General features: G+C 73.2%; 18 protein-coding genes. 9 read left to right on the top strand and 9 right to left on the bottom strand.

The window, feature by feature from the left end; translation table 11 throughout:
• Positions 1–33: 33 nt before the first annotated feature.
• The 5 genes from AQJ30_RS15285 (at position 34) to AQJ30_RS15265 (ending at position 5,016) form a co-directional block, all read left to right on the top strand.
• Positions 34–972, top strand: coding sequence for a radical SAM/SPASM domain-containing protein (locus AQJ30_RS15285; protein WP_067233717.1), 939 nt, complete (start codon positions 34–36; stop codon positions 970–972).
• Between the two features lie 21 nt (positions 973–993).
• Complete coding sequence (locus tag AQJ30_RS15280) at positions 994–2,127, top strand: methyltransferase domain-containing protein (RefSeq protein WP_067234713.1); 1,134 nt, start codon at positions 994–996, stop codon at positions 2,125–2,127.
• 172 nt (positions 2,128–2,299) lie between these two features.
• Positions 2,300–2,761 carry a glycine-rich domain-containing protein gene (locus AQJ30_RS15275; protein ID WP_079084062.1) on the top strand — a complete coding sequence of 154 codons (462 nt, stop codon included), beginning with the start codon at positions 2,300–2,302 and terminating at the stop codon, positions 2,759–2,761.
• A gap of 61 nt (positions 2,762–2,822) precedes the next feature.
• Positions 2,823–3,491, top strand: coding sequence for a class I SAM-dependent methyltransferase (locus tag AQJ30_RS15270; RefSeq protein WP_067233716.1), 669 nt, complete (start codon positions 2,823–2,825; stop codon positions 3,489–3,491).
• Between the two features lie 622 nt (positions 3,492–4,113).
• A complete protein-coding gene (locus tag AQJ30_RS15265; protein WP_067233715.1) occupies positions 4,114–5,016 on the top strand; it encodes a Bax inhibitor-1/YccA family protein in 903 nt (300 codons plus the stop codon).
• Positions 5,017–5,160: 144 nt separating this feature from the next.
• On the opposite strand, the gene AQJ30_RS15260 is transcribed toward AQJ30_RS15265, so the two are convergent.
• Complete coding sequence (locus AQJ30_RS15260) at positions 5,161–5,391, bottom strand: DUF4287 domain-containing protein (protein WP_067233714.1); 231 nt, start codon at positions 5,389–5,391, stop codon at positions 5,161–5,163.
• Positions 5,392–5,493: 102 nt separating this feature from the next.
• Between AQJ30_RS15260 and AQJ30_RS15255 the strand changes: the two genes are divergently transcribed.
• Positions 5,494–5,805: a hypothetical protein gene (locus AQJ30_RS15255; protein ID WP_067234709.1), complete on the top strand. Its 312-nt coding sequence runs from the start codon at positions 5,494–5,496 to the stop codon at positions 5,803–5,805.
• Between the two features lie 78 nt (positions 5,806–5,883).
• Here AQJ30_RS15255 and AQJ30_RS15250 read toward each other — a convergent pair whose 3' ends face one another.
• The 3 genes from AQJ30_RS15250 to AQJ30_RS15240 form a co-directional block, all read right to left on the bottom strand.
• The gene (locus AQJ30_RS15250; RefSeq protein ID WP_211279006.1) at positions 5,884–6,654 is read right to left on the bottom strand and encodes a hypothetical protein; all 771 of its coding nucleotides are present in this window, start codon (positions 6,652–6,654) and stop codon (positions 5,884–5,886) included.
• 291 nt (positions 6,655–6,945) lie between these two features.
• Entirely contained in the window at positions 6,946–8,166 is a 1,221-nt protein-coding gene (locus tag AQJ30_RS15245) for an acetyl-CoA C-acetyltransferase (protein WP_067233710.1), read from the bottom strand.
• A 167-nt stretch (positions 8,167–8,333) separates the two neighbouring features.
• Complete coding sequence (locus AQJ30_RS15240; protein ID WP_067233709.1) at positions 8,334–9,356, bottom strand: SGNH/GDSL hydrolase family protein; 1,023 nt, start codon at positions 9,354–9,356, stop codon at positions 8,334–8,336.
• A 149-nt stretch (positions 9,357–9,505) separates the two neighbouring features.
• Between AQJ30_RS15240 and AQJ30_RS15235 the strand changes: the two genes are divergently transcribed.
• On the top strand, positions 9,506–10,894 hold the full coding sequence (locus tag AQJ30_RS15235) for a cystathionine beta-synthase (protein ID WP_067233707.1): 1,389 nt from the start codon (positions 9,506–9,508) through the stop codon (positions 10,892–10,894).
• A gap of 333 nt (positions 10,895–11,227) precedes the next feature.
• Here the strand turns inward: AQJ30_RS15235 and AQJ30_RS15230 are convergent, their stop codons facing one another.
• Positions 11,228–11,662 (bottom strand): hypothetical protein, encoded by a 435-nt coding sequence (locus AQJ30_RS15230; protein WP_107119592.1) that lies wholly within the window; start codon positions 11,660–11,662, stop codon positions 11,228–11,230.
• A 178-nt stretch (positions 11,663–11,840) separates the two neighbouring features.
• On the opposite strand from AQJ30_RS15230, the gene AQJ30_RS15225 reads away from it, so the two are divergent.
• Together AQJ30_RS15225 and AQJ30_RS15220 are read left to right on the top strand one after the other, a co-directional pair.
• Entirely contained in the window at positions 11,841–12,677 is an 837-nt protein-coding gene (locus AQJ30_RS15225) for a MurR/RpiR family transcriptional regulator (protein WP_067233704.1), read from the top strand.
• A 113-nt stretch (positions 12,678–12,790) separates the two neighbouring features.
• Positions 12,791–13,384 (top strand): hypothetical protein, encoded by a 594-nt coding sequence (locus AQJ30_RS15220; RefSeq protein ID WP_067233702.1) that lies wholly within the window; start codon positions 12,791–12,793, stop codon positions 13,382–13,384.
• Positions 13,385–13,391: 7 nt separating this feature from the next.
• Here AQJ30_RS15220 and AQJ30_RS15215 read toward each other — a convergent pair whose 3' ends face one another.
• From AQJ30_RS15215 to AQJ30_RS15200, 4 genes are read right to left on the bottom strand one after another with little or no spacing between them, the layout of a single operon-like run.
• Positions 13,392–13,766, bottom strand: coding sequence for a roadblock/LC7 domain-containing protein (locus tag AQJ30_RS15215; protein WP_067233700.1), 375 nt, complete (start codon positions 13,764–13,766; stop codon positions 13,392–13,394).
• Positions 13,767–13,780: 14 nt separating this feature from the next.
• Entirely contained in the window at positions 13,781–14,287 is a 507-nt protein-coding gene (locus AQJ30_RS15210) for a roadblock/LC7 domain-containing protein (protein WP_067233698.1), read from the bottom strand.
• Between the two features lie 34 nt (positions 14,288–14,321).
• Entirely contained in the window at positions 14,322–15,155 is an 834-nt protein-coding gene (locus AQJ30_RS15205; protein ID WP_067234706.1) for a hypothetical protein, read from the bottom strand.
• A 2-nt stretch (positions 15,156–15,157) separates the two neighbouring features.
• Positions 15,158–15,550 carry a hypothetical protein gene (locus AQJ30_RS15200; protein ID WP_079084061.1) on the bottom strand — a complete coding sequence of 131 codons (393 nt, stop codon included), beginning with the start codon at positions 15,548–15,550 and terminating at the stop codon, positions 15,158–15,160.
• Between the last annotated feature and the right edge of the window lie 112 nt (positions 15,551–15,662).

Here is a 15,662-nt window from a genome sequence, read left to right as displayed (position 1 = left end):
GTTCCCCGTCAACGACGACGTCTTGGAGGACGCGTGACGATCGCCCCGGAAGCCCCAGCCCCAGCCCCAGCGCCCGCAGCGCCGACGTTCCTCGAACTGGAGCTGACCGGCCGCTGCCAGCTGACCTGCTCGTCGCACTGCTACGCCGAGGCGGGCCCGACGAAGGGCCACGGCAGCATGTCGGGCGACGACTGGTTGCGCGTGCTCGACGAGGCCGCCACGCTCGGCGTGCAGACGGTGCAGATGATCGGCGGTGAGCCGACGATGCACCCGCAGTTCATCGAGCTGGTCGACTACGCCCTCGGGCGCGGGCTGCGGGTGCAGGTCTACAGCAACCTGTACCGGATGAGCGACCGGCTGTGGCTGCTGTTTTCGCGGCCGGGGGTGAGCCTGGCGACGTCGTACTACAGCGACGACCCGCGCGAGCACGACGCGATCACGGGACGGCGCGGCAGCCACGCCAGGACCCGCGCGGCCATCGTGGAGGCACTGCGCCGGGGCATCCCGTTGAAGGTGGGCATCATCCACATGCGGGCCGAGCAGCGCAGCGAGCAGGCCCGCCTGGAGCTGGCCGATCTGGGCGTGAAGTGGGTGCGGATCGACCACGTGCGCGCGGTCGGCAACGGGGCCGCTGGCTCGCTGCCGTCGACGTCGGCGCTGTGCGGCCGCTGCGCGGACGGGAAGGCGGCGATCCTCCCGGACGGCACGGTGACGCCGTGCGTGCTCGGCCGGTTCCTGCCCGCCGGGAGCGTCAAGGAGCAGGGTCTGGCGGCGGTGTTCGCCGGGGCGGCGTGGGGGCGGGTCGCGGCGAGCATCCCGCGGCAGCGGCACGCGTTGTCGGCCGGGTGCACGCCGGACGAGGACTCGTGCATGCCTTCGCCGGGCAAGGCCACGATGGGGTGCAACCCGGACCTGGACGGCTCGGACTGCTCGCCGGCAGAGACGCCGGCCTGCGAGCCGGCCTACGACTAGGAGACCTTCGTGGACTTGGACGTGGACTGGCACAGGCACTCGCGGCCCCTCGCCCTGGAGCTTGTGCGCCGCGAGTCGCGGTGGTTCGAGCCGCTCTCGTACGTCCCGCGGCACGTGTTCGTGCCGCGCTGGTGGGAGCGCGACGGCGACGGCTGGACTGTGCGTGACGGGGCGGAGGATCCCGAGGCGTGGATGAGCGCCGCGTACTCGAACAGAACGCTCGTCACCCGGGTCGGGCCGCTGCACGCCGACGAGGTCGAGCCCGGTACGGCTGGCCAGGGTCTGCCGACATCGTCGTCGACGCTGCCGGGCCTGGTCGTCGCCATGTACCGGCACGCGTCGATCACGGACGGCTCGCGGGTCCTGGTCACCACCGGCAGCGGGTACGGCACGGCGCTGGCGTGCTGGCGGCTCGGCGCCGAGCAGGTCACGAGCGTCGACGTCGACCCGTACCTGGTGAAGGCGGCATCGACGCGGCTGGCGTGCGGGCTCGGGATGCACCCGCAGATGGCGGTGTGCGACGTGACCGGCCCCCTGCCCGGGGAGTACGACCGGATCGTGTCGACGGTGTCGGTGCGGCCCGTCCCGGTGTCGTGGCTGGCCGCGCTGCGGCCGCACGGCCGGCTAGTGACGACGCTCGCCGGTACCGGGCTGATCATCACGGCCGACAGGACCGACGACGGCGGCGCGGTCGGCCGCGTCGAGCCGGACCCGGCCGGGTTCATGCAGACGCGGCACGGCGACGACTACGACCGGCCGGCCGACGCCCTGTGGCAGATCGTGCGCGACCTCGACGGCGAGGACGTCAGCACCAGCCGGTACCCGCTGCTGTACGTGCCGGACGCGTGGGACGTGTGGTCGATGCTGTCGCTCGTCGAGCCCGGCATCGAGCACCGCGTCAGCGAGGACGGCGGCCGGCGGACGGTGTGGCTGCTCCACGCGGACGGGTCGTGGGCGCGGGCGACGGCGTCCGGGTTCCTCGAGGCGCCGGTCGTGCACCAGGGCGGCCCGCGGCGGCTGTGGGATGCGCTGGAGCGGATCCGCAACCGCCTCAACCGGTCGGGCACTCTGCCGGTGTACGGGGCGCGGGTGCGGATCGAGCCCGACGGTGTGATGACTCTGTCACGCGGCAGCTGGTCGGTGGCCGTCGCGTGACGTGAGACCCCCTGGAGCGCGCGACAGTGACGCTTCGGGGGAGTGGCCCCGGCACGTCCGCTCCTCCCCCGTGGCGGATGGCCGGGGCCACGGACTACGGCAAGTCTCCGACCCCTCACCTGGGGCCGGTCATCGCTCCCGGCACGGGAGCTGTCCGTACAGGAGGCACGTTGTGACCACGATGCTGGAGCGCGAGGCGCTCCCCGTCTCTGCGCTGGTCCCGGACGAGGTCCGCGACCGGCTCGCGCAGTACATCGTCAAGGAGCACCCCGAGTTCACCGTCGAGTTCGCCGGGCGCCTCGTCGTCGAGTCGGCGAAGTTCCAGGCCGCCAGCGCCGCGCGGCCCGACGTCCGGATGGCGCCGAGCCTGCTGGTTGACATCGGCTGGCACGCCTGGCTCATGCACACGACCGACCGCGACGCCCTCATGAAGCGGATCGGCGGCGTCGTGCACCACGTGCCCGAACTGCCCGGCGACGACAGCGGCGACAAGAAGGCGGTCCGCCACGACACCCTCGCCGTGATGCGGGACACCGGTAACACACCGGACCTGGAGCTGTGGCCGGCCGCATCGGGGGACTGCACGCAGTGCCACGCCGGGTGCACGGACAGCCCGAACTCCGGGAAGAGGTAGGCACACTGTCGGCCGCCCGGTCCACCGGGCCGGGTGGCCGACGCCCTGGAAGGATGAACGCATGACGACGAGCACCGTGGCGTGGGACACGTACTCGAAGCAGCGGCCCGAGCGGCGACCGGTGAATGCGGCTGGTGAGACCACCTGGTTCAACTGGACGCAGTACCCGGACCACGGCCCCGGCGCTGAGGTGCTGGGCGTGCAGCAAGGACACCGGGTGCTGGACCTCGGATGCGGCAAGGGCGGCAACCTGGCTCACCTGGCGACGCTCGGCGCCCGCGCGGTCGGGGTCGATGTCTCGCCGGCTCAGCTTCAGGCCGCGCGCGAGCGCTGGTCGGGCGCGGGGCTCTCGCTTCACCGGCGGGACGCACTGGAGTTCCTCACCGCGGAGACCGGCGAAGACTTCGACGCGGTCTACTCGGTGTTCGGTGCCATGTGGTTCACCGACCCGGTCCGGCTGCTGCCAGCGGTCCGGGCCCGGCTGCGGACGGGCGGCGTGCTCGCCTTCTCGCAGCGCCCGCCGGTCAAGGGCTGCTACGGCTGCCAGGCGTCGTACATCAACCGCGGCGACGACGAGGACCCCCTCGTCGTGCGGCGGTGGGACTACGAGCTGGACGACTGGCACGGCCTGCTGGCCGGCTTCGGGTTCCGCGACGTGCGGACGAAGATCCTCCCGGCGCCGCCCGGGCCGCGCACGATCGGCACGATCCTGGTGCGCGCGGTCGCGTGACGGCTCCCTGAGCCCCCCTGGAGCGCGCGACGGTGACGCTTCGGGGGTGTGGCCCCGGCTCCTCTGCTTCCCCCGTGGCGGAGGGCCGGGGCCGCTGCCGTGTCGGCGGCCGGCGGGCGGGTTCCGGACAAAGGGACCGTGCACGCTGTTCCCGGCGTGTTCCCGTGGGAACAGGCAGGACGCGCGGGACGGGTGACAACGGCTCGGAACGGCTCCGAACGAGCCGAAGCGGCGGGCAAACGAGCAGGTCACGAGAAAAGTGCAGGTCAGCGCGGTTGTAGGCAGCGGTTCAAGTCCGGCTCTGGGCACCTCCGACCGGCGCGGTGACTGCACCCTCCCTTCAGGCGTTGACCGCACCGCCCCCCGAGCGCCGACAGGGGATGAACACGGGCGCGGGCTGTCGCCACCCGTCCCGCCGGACCGACGGCGGGTCTCCGGTCGGTCCCGGACGTGTTCCAGGTCGGTCATGACCGCCGTTCGCCCGCTGCCGGGAATCACGCGGACGCGTAGCGTGTTCCGCGACACGGGCAGGGAAAGATCCTCCTCAAGCACTAGAGTCAATCCTTTGCCTTTCCATTACTCTTGAGCCCAAGGCCACGCGAGGTGGCCATGGAGGAGTGAAATGAGGAGCAGAAACCCGGTCTTCTCGCGACGGGGGTTCAGCCGCGACAACGGCTACGCGGGCTTCGACGCCGCGCCGCAGGCCGGGGGACCCGCCGTCGCCACGCAGGGCAACCCGTACGCACAGCAGGCGGGCAACCCCTACGCGCAGAACCCGTACGCCACGGACCCCTACGCCCAGCAGGGCGCCGGAGCGCCCCCGGCCCCGGTGACCACCGCCGGCCGTATGACGATGGACGACGTCGTCGCGCGCACCGCGACCACGCTCGGCATCCTGGTCGTCACGGCCGCGCTGTCCTGGGCGCTGCTGCCGGTCGACGACGCCAACATCAACCGGTCCTACGGCATCGGCATCGGTGCCGCGCTGGTCGCGATGGTGCTGGCCTTCGTCCAGTCCTTCAAGCGCCGGCCGGCCCCCGCGCTGATCCTGTCGTACGCCGCGCTGGAGGGCGTCTTCCTCGGCGTCCTCTCCAGCATCGTCGACAACCGCATCGCCAGCGGCGCGGCCATGCAGGCCGTGATCGGCACCATGGCGGTCTTCACCGCCGTCCTGGTGGCGTACAAGGCGGGCTGGATCCGCGTCACGCGGCGCTTCTACGGCTTCGTGATGGCGGCGGCGCTCGGCTTCGTGCTGCTGATGGCGGTGAACCTGCTGTTCGCGGTCTTCGGCGGCGGTGACGGCCTCGGCTTCCGCAGCGGCGCGCTCGGCGTCGTGTTCGGTGTCATCGGCGTGATCCTCGGCGCGCTCTTCCTCGCCCTGGACTTCAAGCAGGTCGAGGACGGCGTGGCCTACGGCGCCCCGCGCGAGGAGGCCTGGCTCGCGGCCTTCGGCCTCACCATGACGCTGGTGTGGATCTACCTCGAGTTCCTGCGGCTCATCGCGATCCTGAACAGCAACGACTAGCGAAGAACCGCACGCGCCCACGCGCGCACGGACGGGCGAAAGGGCCCCGGGTTCTCCCGGGGCCCTTCGTCGTCGTCCCCCGTCGTCGTCCCCCGTCGTCGTCCCCCGTCGTCGTTCCGGGTCGTCGTCCGTCGTCGTGCGCGCCTAGAGCAGTTTGCGCGCGGCCCTCCTCAGGTCGTACTCGTGGATGATCGCCTTGGCGTGGCCGTACGCGAGGTTGTGCTCGTGGCGCAGCCAGCTGACCTTCTCCTCGAAGCGGAAGAGGGCCGGGCCTTCGTCGACGGTGCGCAGCCAGTCGGAGACTTCACGACCGGTGCAGTGGGGGATGCGGGCGAGCATGTTGCGATGGGTCTCCTCGGAGAAGACTTGGGACATCGGCGCCTCCGGATGCTGGGGTGTGAGCCGGTCCTTCAGGTCACCGTGCCTGAGCGTCCGCCCGTTGGCAACAGTGCGGCAGCGGCGCGTACGCTCGGGCCCGTGGTGGATACGACGCCGTTGAGCCGAGCCGTTGATCACTTCGCCGACCGGTTGCGCGCGGCACCGCAGTCGCGCCTGCAGCGCGGGGCCGCCGCCGAGGCGCTCGCGGCGGCCAGGGAACTCGCGCGGTGGGCGCAGGAACTGGAGCGGCCCGGGGCGGAGCCGCGGATCATGCCGGACGCGGGCATGTTCGCCGCCGCCGACCAACTCTCCGTCGCCGCCAACGACTTGGCCGTCGTGCTGTCCGCCGACGACGAGGTGGAGCGGGCGGTGCGGGTGATCGAGGAAGCCCAGAAGCGGGCGGGCGTCTGAGACCTACCGCCCGGCGGAGCCGCGGGGCCCGGCTCCCGATCGGACGGGACAGGGCCGGCCCGGACCGGCCCGCCCCGCTCAGAGGGACGCGATGACCCGGTCGGCCAGGATGTAGACGTTCTCCTCGCCGCACGCGAAGGTCAGGGTGTACGCGCCCGAGATGCCCGAGCCGCCGAGGAGCACCGGGGCCTCGCCCGCGGTGAGGGCGGCCGCCAGGCGCTCGGCGGTCTCGCGGTGGCCCGGCGTCATGCACAGGGTCGTGCCGTCGGCGAAGACGTAGACGTCCAGCGTGCCGAGGGGACCGGGGCGCACGTCGGTCAGCTCCACCCGGGACGCGGCCAGTTCCTCCAGCGTCGCCACCGTGCGCTCGTGGTCGTTGACGACCGGTGACTGCACGGGCACGAAGTCCGGGTGGGAGGGGTGGCGGCGGCGGGCCGCGGCCAGTTCGGGGGAGTCGGCGGCGAACTCGTCCGGCTCGGTCACCGGCTCGAGCGGCTCCAGACCCGCGAAGTCGGCCTGCCGGGGCAGGAACAGCTCGCTGTCGGGCAGCCCGAGCAGCGTGGGCGCGTCGGAGGCGTCCCGCGTCTCCTGGGCGGCCCAGAACGCCCGTGCCTCGGCGAGCTCGCGTTCCCGCTCCTCGGCCAGCGCCTCGGCGACCGCCGCCCGTATCTCGGCGGCGTCAGACGTGGTGCGCGCGGCGGGCACCAGGCCGCGCGTCATCGCGGCGTGGTTCTCGGCGAGCTGGGCGTGCAGCGCGGTGACCTGCCGCCGCAGCTTCAGCAGGGTGCGCAGGACGGCGACGCCCACGGCACCGGTGGCGGCCGTGGTGACCAGCAGGGCGATCGGCATGGCGCTCACTGACGTACTCCCGGTTCAAAGTCGACCCCCGACTTCCTACATCAGCTTGAAGGGCGGACTATCCAGCTGTCAGTGCGTAACGTCACGAAACGGGCAGGACCTTGGACCTGGGGTTCGGTGATGCAGCGCCTCTGAACTGCGCGTTCCCTGATGCGAGCGAGATAGGTCACATCCTGGGGGAAATTGGATCACAAATCGGCCCGGAGTTCGGTCGTGTTCCGAACTCCGGGCCGAGGCGTCACGGCAGGTACCGCGACGGTCACGCTGGGGTGGTCAACGGCCTCAGCTGAGGCGCTCGATGACCATGGCCATGCCCTGGCCGCCGCCGACGCACATCGTCTCCAGGCCGAACTGCTTGTCGTGGAACTGGAGCGAGTTGATCAGCGTGCCGGTGATGCGGGCGCCGGTCATCCCGAAGGGGTGGCCGACGGCGATGGCGCCGCCGTTGACGTTCAGCTTGTCCAGGTCGATGCCCAGGTCGCGGTAGGAGGGGATCACCTGGGCCGCGAAGGCCTCGTTGATCTCGACCAGGTCGATGTCGTCGATGGTCAGGCCGGCCCGGCGCAGGGCGTGCCGGCTCGCCTCGACCGGGCCGAGGCCCATGATCTCGGGGGAGAGGCCGGAGACACCGGTGGAGACGATCCGCGCGAGCGGGGTCAGGCCCAGCTCGCGGGCCTTGGTGTCGGACATGATGACGACCGCGGCGGCGCCGTCGTTGAGCGGGCAGCAGTTGCCGGCGGTGACCAGGCCGTCGGGGCGGAACACCGGCTTCAGGCCGGCGACGCCCTCCAGGGTGACGCCGGGGCGGGGGCCGTCGTCCTTGGCGACGACCGAGCCGTCGGGCAGGGTCACCGGGGTGATCTCGCGCTCCCAGAAGCCGTTCTTGATGGCTTCCTCGGCGAGGTTCTGCGAGCGGACGCCGAACTCGTCCATGTCCGCGCGGGTGACGCCCTTGAGGCGGGCGAGGTTCTCCGCGGTCTGGCCCATCGCGATGTACGGGTCGGGCAGCAGGCCGTCCTCGCGCGGGTCGTGCCAGCTCGTGCCCTCCTGCTGGGCGACCTCGGCGGTGCGGGCCTCGGCCTCGGCGAACAGCGGGTTGTGCGTGTCGGGCAGGCTGTCGGAGTTCCCCTTCACGAAACGGGAGACCGTCTCCACGCCCGCCGAGATGAACACGTCGCCCTCGCCGGCCTTGATGGCGTGCAGGGCCATGCGGGAGGTCTGGAGCGACGACGAGCAGTAGCGGGTGACCGTGCAGCCGGGCAGGTGGTCCATCCCCATCTGCACGGCCACGACGCGGGCCAGGTTGTTGCCCTGCTCACCGCCGGGCAGGCCGCAGCCGAGCATCAGGTCCTCGATGTCCCGCGGGTCCAGCTCGGGGACCTTGGCGAGGGCCGCCTGGATGATCTTGGCGGTGAGGTCGTCCGGGCGCAGGTCCTTGAGGGAGCCCTTGAAGGCGCGGCCGATCGGGGAGCGGGCGGTCGAGACGATGACGGCTTCGGGCATCACGGCTCCAGGGCGGTACGTCGGAAGGATGGGCAGGGCTGGTTGGGAAGTTACCCGTACGTATGGCCCGGGTCACGGCTGCGGTCGTGTGACCCTGACCGCACTTTCCAAGCGCTTGCTTTGTCGCGGTGGGGGTGGGCCCGGCGCCGCCGCCCCCCGCCGGGCCGTCAGACCGTCGGGCGAACCGGCTCCGCCTCCGTGACCCGCCGGCGCCGGCGGCGCTTGAGCAGCGCCCACGGACCCCGCGGGCCCGTCGGCATGGCCGCCGTGACCTCGGTGCCGGCCTCCTCCACGGCCTCCGCCGCCGCCCGGGCCACCGGCAGGAACCCCTCGCGCCGGAAGCTGTCCGGGCGCTCCTCCTCCGCGGGCCACAGGCCGAGCGCCGCGCACACCGTGGGCAGCACCGCCATCGCCGCCGTCGCGTACCCCTCCGCCGACGGGTGGTACAGGTCGGGCCCGAACAGCTCGCGCGGGTGCGCCTCGAACTCCGGTCCCAGCAGGTCGCCCAGCGACACCGTGCGCCCGCCCTGCTCCACCACGCCGATCGTCTGCGCCGCCGCCAGCTGCCGCGAGGCCCGCCGCGCCAGCCACCGCAGCGGCTGCTGCACCGGCTCGATCGTCCCCAGGTCGGGACACGTGCCCACGACCACCTCGGCGCCCGCCGTGCGCAGCCGCCGTACCGCCGAGGACAGGTGGCGCACCGAGCGGGTCGGCGGCATCCGGTGGGTCACGTCGTTGGCGCCGACCATGATCACGCACACGTCGGGCACCCGGCCGCCGTTGCCGAGCACCAGGCCGACCTGGCGGTCCAGGTCGTCCGACTGGGCGCCGGGCAGGGCGACGTTGCGCAGCCGCACCGGCCGCTCGGCCACCGCCGCGAGCCCCGACGCCAGCAGCGCGCCCGGGGTCTGGCCCGCGCGGTGCACCCCCTGGCCGGCCGCCGTGGAGTCGCCGAGCAGCACCAGCAGCAGCGGGTCCTCACCCGGCACCGCGTAGGACCGGCCGTACACCCCGTCCGCCTGCGGCACGTGCGGCTGCGCGCCGTTGCCGTACACCTGGCGCCGCGCCAGCTGCGCCTCCGCCACCAGCAGCCCCATCAGCGCCGCCCCGGCCAGACCGACCCCGCCGCCGCCGTAGGCCGCGCCGGCCGCGATGCGGCGGGCCACCCTCGCCCTCGCCATGCTCGTCATGCGTCGCCGCCACCTCCTCGAACCCGTACACCCACTCCTTGCCCCGCACGCACGGTGGCCCAATCCCGACGGGGAGTGAACGACCCGTCCACGCTTTAGGCTGGCGGGACCACGACGACCACTCTTTTTGCAAGCAACCGGAGACAACGGTGCATTTCCACGACTCGATGATCAGCCTCGTCGGCAACACCCCGCTGGTGCGGCTCAACAGCGTGACCAAGGGCATCAAGGCGACCGTCCTGGCCAAGGTCGAGTACTTCAACCCGGGCGGCTCCGTGAAGGACCGCATCGCCCTGCGCATGATCGAGGCGGCCGAGCAGAGCGGCGAGCTCAAGCCGGGCGGCACGATCGTCGAGCCGACCAGTGGCAACACCGGCGTCGGTCTCGCCATCGTGGCCCAGCAGAAGGGCTACAAGTGCATCTTCGTCTGCCCGGACAAGGTGAGCACGGACAAGATCAACGTCCTGCGGGCCTACGGCGCCGAAGTGGTCGTCTGCCCGACCGCCGTCGACCCGGAGCACCCGGACTCGTACTACAACGTCTCCGACCGGCTCGTCCGTGAGACGCCGGGCGCGTGGAAGCCCGACCAGTACTCCAACCCCAACAACCCGCTCTCCCACTACCACTCCACCGGCCCCGAGCTGTGGGAGCAGACCGAGGGGCGGATCACCCACTTCGTGACCGGCGTCGGCACCGGCGGCACCATCTCCGGCACCGGCCGCTACCTCAAGGACGCCAGCGAGGGCCGGGTCCGGGTCATCGGCGCCGACCCGGAGGGCTCGGTGTACTCCGGCGGCTCCGGGCGCCCGTACCTCGTCGAGGGCGTCGGCGAGGACTTCTGGCCGACCGCCTACGACCGCACCGTCGCGGACGAGATCGTCCCCGTGTCCGACAAGGACTCCTTCCAGATGACCCGGCGGCTGGCCAAGGAGGAGGGGCTGCTCGTCGGCGGCTCCTGCGGCATGGCCGTCGTCGCCGCGCTGCGCGTCGCCGAGCGGCTCACCGAGGACGACGTCGTGGTCGTCCTGCTGCCCGACAGCGGGCGCGGCTACCTCAGCAAGATCTTCAACGACGAGTGGATGGCCGACTACGGCTTCCTCGAGGACGACGGCCCGAGCGCCCGCGTCGCCGACGTGCTGAGCGACAAGGTGCACGGCGCGATCCCGTCCCTCGTCCACATGCACCCCGAGGAGACGGTCGGCGAGGCCATCGAGGTGCTGCGCGAGTACGGCGTCTCCCAGATGCCCGTGGTCAAGCCGGGCGCCGGTCACCCGGACGTGATGGCGGCCGAGGTCGTCGGTTCCATCGTCGAGCGCGAGCTGCTGGACGCCCTGTTCACCAAGCGGGCCTCGCTGGAGGACCCGCTGGAGAAGCACATGTCGGCCCCGCTGCCGCAGGTCGGCTCCGGTGAGCCGGTCGGCGACCTGATGTCCGTGCTCGGCGCGGCGGACGCGGCGATCGTCCTGGTGGAGGGCAAGCCGACCGGTGTGGTCAGCCGTCAGGACCTGCTGGCCTTCCTGGCCAAGGGCGGGAAGTAGCGGCGAAGCTGCGGTGAACCGGCCGTGTACGCGGCGAACGTGCGGTGTCCGGGGCCGATCGCGACGGCGCACAACTGGTACGAGGGCGTCACGTCCACGCAGCACACGCTTAACACGCATCCGGCAGATTGAGGGATGTCGGCAGGGACGGGAGCGGCTCCCCGTTCCGGCCGGCGGCGAACGGCGTCACGGACCTCCGGAGCGGCTCCCGGACCTCCATGGACGCCACGGACGCGTGACCCGGCCTGACCCGGCCCGCGTCCTTCGCGGGGACCGCCGTCGTCCCGCCCCCCGTTCACGGGGGTGCGGCGGTCCCCGCGCACACCGCCCCGCTCAGTCCGTCCAGTCGTCCCCGGTGTCCTTCTTCCCGCGGCGGCCGAACAGGCCCGGGTGGGTGCGCGCCGCCTGGACCGCGTTGACGCCGACGATGCCGAACCACGAGACGATCAGGCCGGGCAGGTGTGCCGTGCCCGCGCCGATCGCCGAGAGCGGCACCGCCAGCACCAGCGAGACGATGCCGAAGCCGAAGCGCTCGCCCCAGGAGTCGGTGGCCTTCGGTGAGCGCGCGTCGCGGGCCGCGACCATCTGGTGCTCGGCCAGCTGCCGGCGGACCCGGCGCTCGACCGCCCCGTCGATGCGCTGGTCGACCTTCTCCAGGAAGGATTCGACGAGCGCGGAGTCGTACTCCTCGCCGAGTTCCCTGCGGGCCTGCAGGGTGGCGTTCAGTTCCTTCTTGAGCTCGGTGTCCCGCGCGTCCATTCCGGTCATGCGTCCACGCTAGGGAGCGCCGCGCCCCGGCGCACTGGGGGTAGCCCCCCTGTCGGCCCTCCGGCGACCGCCCGTGCCGGCCCGTGCCACCCCTGCCCCCCCTCGGCTCCCTTGCTCCGCTGTATGACCTCATGCAGAGTTCAGGGAGACTGAATACGACGCAAGGGGGAGCACGGTCATGACGGACAGCCCGGCCGCGCGGCTGCAGGCGCTCTTCGAGGGGCACCGGCTCACGCCGACCCAGCGGCGGATCGCGCACAGCATGGTCCGGCGGGCCGCCGACGTGCCCTTCCTGTCCAGCGTGGAGCTGGCCGACCTGGCCGGCGTCAGCCAGCCCTCCGTCACCCGCTTCGCGGTCGCCCTCGGCTTCGACGGCTACCCGGCGCTGCGCCGCCACCTGCGCGAGGTCGCCCCGGCCGGGCAGGACGCGGGCAACGGCGCGTTCAACGAGTACCAGCAGGCCGTCGAGGCCGAGATCGAGAACCTGCGCCACCTCGCCGACGCCCTCGCCGACCCCGGGCCCGTGCACCGGGCCGGGCGGATCCTCGCCGCGTCCCGGCCGCTGCCCGTCCTCGGGCTGCGGGCCGCCGCCTCCCAGGCGTACGGCTTCGCCTACTTCGCCGCCAAGGTCCACCCGGACGTACGGCTGCTGCACGAGGGCGGCACGATGGTCCACGACCGGATCGACGCCGCCGTCCGCGCGGGAGCCACGGCGCTGCTGTGCTTCGCGCTGCCCCGGCACCCCCGCGAGGTCGTCGACACCCTCGGGCACGCCCGGGAGGCCGGGCTGACCGTGGTGACCGTCGCCGACTCGGCGTTCGCGCCCGTCGCCAAGGTGTCCGACCTGCTGCTGCCGGCCGCCGTCGGCACCGGCCTCGCCTTCGACACCGCCTGCGCGCCGATGCTGCTCGGGCGGGTGCTGCTGGAGGCGATGTGCGACGACCTGCCCGACGCCCAGGCGCGGCTGGAGGAGTTCGACGCGCGGGCGGTGGCCCGGGGGCTGTTCGTGGAGTGAGCCGCGGCGTGTGCGGTGCGCGGATCCGGGGTGTCCTTTCTCAGAGTCGTCTCACGTTCGCTCGCTACGCTCCCGGCTGACGTGTTCGTGCCGAGACGGCGAGGAGGCGGAAGGTGGCACGCGCGGATCGCAGAGCGCACGGTCTGGCCCGGGTGGCCGTGGTCGTACGGGCCGGAGCGGCCCCCCTGTGGTGGTGCGGGGTGGTCGCGGCGGGCGTCGGTGTACCGGTGCCGGGCATCACGGGACGGCGGATCGGGGTGCTCGCCGCGGCGGCGCTGTTCCTCGTGACGGCGGCCGTCGTGGCGTACCGGGGGCGGCGCCGCTACCGGACCCTGGCGCGCGGGGCCGCCCGCGCGGGCCGGCACGACGTGCTCCAGGACCGGGCCGTCACTGTACGGAACTGGCGGCGGGGCCACCGCTGGTGGCTCCTGGTGGCCTTCGCGGCCGCCCTGGGCTCGTCCTTCGCGGTCCCGGCGGCCGGCGGAGGACTGCTCGCGGGCTGCGCGGTGGGCCTGTGGCTGAAGTCGGCCTGGCTGGGCCGCCGCGAGCGGGAGGCGGACGCGCTGCTGTGGGTGCGCGTGGACTGGCTGGGCCGGCGCGGCGGACGCCCCGCGGGCAAGGCCGTCAAGGGCTACCGCAGCACCGGCATCGCGGCGGGCGACGCGGCCCCGGGCGGGGCGCGCCGCCGCACCGCGGCGCTGGTCTGAGGGCCGGTCAGACCTCCAGGGACTCCTCGATCCGCTTCAGCTGGTGGCGGGCCATCGCCAGGTTGGCCCGCTTGGCGTCCAGCACCAGGTAGAGGAAGAGCCCGTTGCCGCCGCGGCCGGTGAGCAGCCGGATCAGGTGGTACTGGTCGGTGAGCGTGATCAGGATGTCCTCGATCTCGGCCTTGAGGCCGAGGTGCTCCATGGTGCGGATCTTGGCGCGGATCACGTCGGTGTTGCCGGCCGCGGCGACGTTCAGGTCGAAGGTCTTGCTGCCGCCGATCGTGCCCAGCGCCATCCCGCTGGTGTAGTCGACGAGCGCGGCTCCGGTCGCGCCCTCGATGGAGGCGAGCGCTTCCTTGAGGGCGGTTTCGGTGTTGGCCATGACGGGGTGTCCTCTCAACTTTCCGTGGTGGTCCGCGGTGTGGTGCCGCGCGGTGTGGTGGTGGTCGTGGGACCCGCGGCGGGGGAGGCGGCCGTGCGGGCGGTGCGGGTGCGCGGCGCGGGCCGGACGGCGGGCCGGGCGGGGGCCAGGGCCGCGGCGTCCACCAGCTCGCCGATGCGGGCGCCCGCCCGCCGGCCCTCCAGGTGCAGCCGGCCGACGTTGACGCGGTCCTGGGCGAGCAGGGTCAGCACGGCGTGGGCGCCGGCCGCGTAGGTGGCGACGTAACCGAGGTGACCGCGCAGCAGCAGCTCGCGCAGCTCGCCCCGGCCGGTGGCGTCGGTGGTGCGGATCGCCACGCCGAGGGCGGCGGCGGTGAGCGCGGCCAGTCCCTCCGGTTCCACGCCGGGGGTGTCGTGGGCGAGCACCAGGCCGTCCACGCTGGCCGCGAGCGCTCCGGTCAGCTGCGGCACGCGGGCGCGCAGCCGGTGCAGTTCCTCGAGCAGCGCGGGCTCATCCGCCATCAGCGCTCTCCTCTCGCCGAGGGGTCGTAGGCGTTCAAAGGGCCTCCAGCGCATCCCTGAGCCTCTTCAGGAGGGTGATGTCGGGGTCGGTGACGGGGGGCAGGGTGATGCCCGGCGGCGGGTCGGGGGCGGACGGCGGGGGCTTGGCGGCCACCAGTCCGGCGGCCGCCAGGCGGCGCACGTCGGCCAGCGTGGGGAAGGCCCGCCGGCCCAGCGCGCGGGCGATGTCCGGGGCGGTGCGCACCCCGTCCACCAGGGCCAGCACCGCCCGCTGCCGCGCGTCGGGCGCGGTGGCCGGGACGGGCGCCTGCCGGGGGGTGGTGCGCAGCAGGGGCGCGGTGTCCGCGAGCGGCTGCGGCCAGAGGCGGTGCAGCAGCGCGCGGCGGCGCAGGGTCTCGCGCTCCAGTTCGGCGACCGTCACCGGCCGCACCGCGCCCAGCAACTGGCCGCTGCCGTAGTGGAAGCGGCCCGGTGTGCTGCTGGGGGCGAGCGCGAAGTACCCGGCGTCGTAGAGCGCGCCCAGGTGGCAGATCTCCAGCGCGCCGCGCGCGACCAGCCCGGCCTCGACCAGCAGCCGGCCCGCGCCGTGCTCCTCGTCGGCCCGCTCCACCGCCTGCCGCCAGGCGTCGGCGGCGAGGGTGCCGTGGGCGAGCAGCAGGTCGGCCAGGCCGGGGGCGAAGGGGCTCTCGGCGTGCACCACCTGGCCGTCGGCGAGGTGCAGCGTGCCGTGCTCGCGCTCCAGCACGCCGGTGGCCCGCTCGGCGGCCAGCCGGGTGAGCATGGGGGAGACCCCGCCGCCGCCCGCCGGGTCCGGGACGGCCGCCCGGTCGCGCACCGGCAGCCGGGGCGGCGGGACCGCGTGCGTCATGATCACCCCAGCACCAGCCGTCCGGCCATCTCGCCCAGCCGGATCCGGGCGAGCGCGAGGTTGCCGTCCGAACGGCCGAGGCACACGTGCAGGAACACGCTGCTGTCGAACGAGGTGGGCACGAACCGCAGCAGGTGGTAGCTGTCGCGGTTGCTGATGATCAGGTCTTCCAGCGGCGGGTCGGCCGGCACGTCGTCCTCGACGGGCGCGAACGCCCGCTGTTCGGCGGCGAGCCGGGCGATCTCGGCGGCCTCGGCGGCGGCCGCCTCGTGGTCACCGCCGGGGAACTCGCCGACCGTGCCTAGCGCCAGCCCGCTCGTCCAGTCCACCAGCGCGGCGCCCCGGGCTCCGGGCAGTCGCATGGCCTCCAGTAGGCACTCGTCGATTCCGGGCACCGTGGCTCCCCTCCCGCCTGCGGTTCGGCTGAGTGAGGAAGAGGTTACGCACGGTGCGTGCGAACGGAGTGTCTTCTGGCATTTTCCAGTGGAACATGCGCGGAGCCACTAA

This window comes from Streptomyces longwoodensis, from assembly GCF_001514125.1.
Taxonomy (GTDB): Bacteria; Actinomycetota; Actinomycetes; order Streptomycetales; family Streptomycetaceae; genus Streptomyces; species Streptomyces longwoodensis.
The sequence above is the reverse complement of the archived record's forward strand: the minus strand, read 5'-3'. Positions and strand labels throughout refer to the sequence as shown.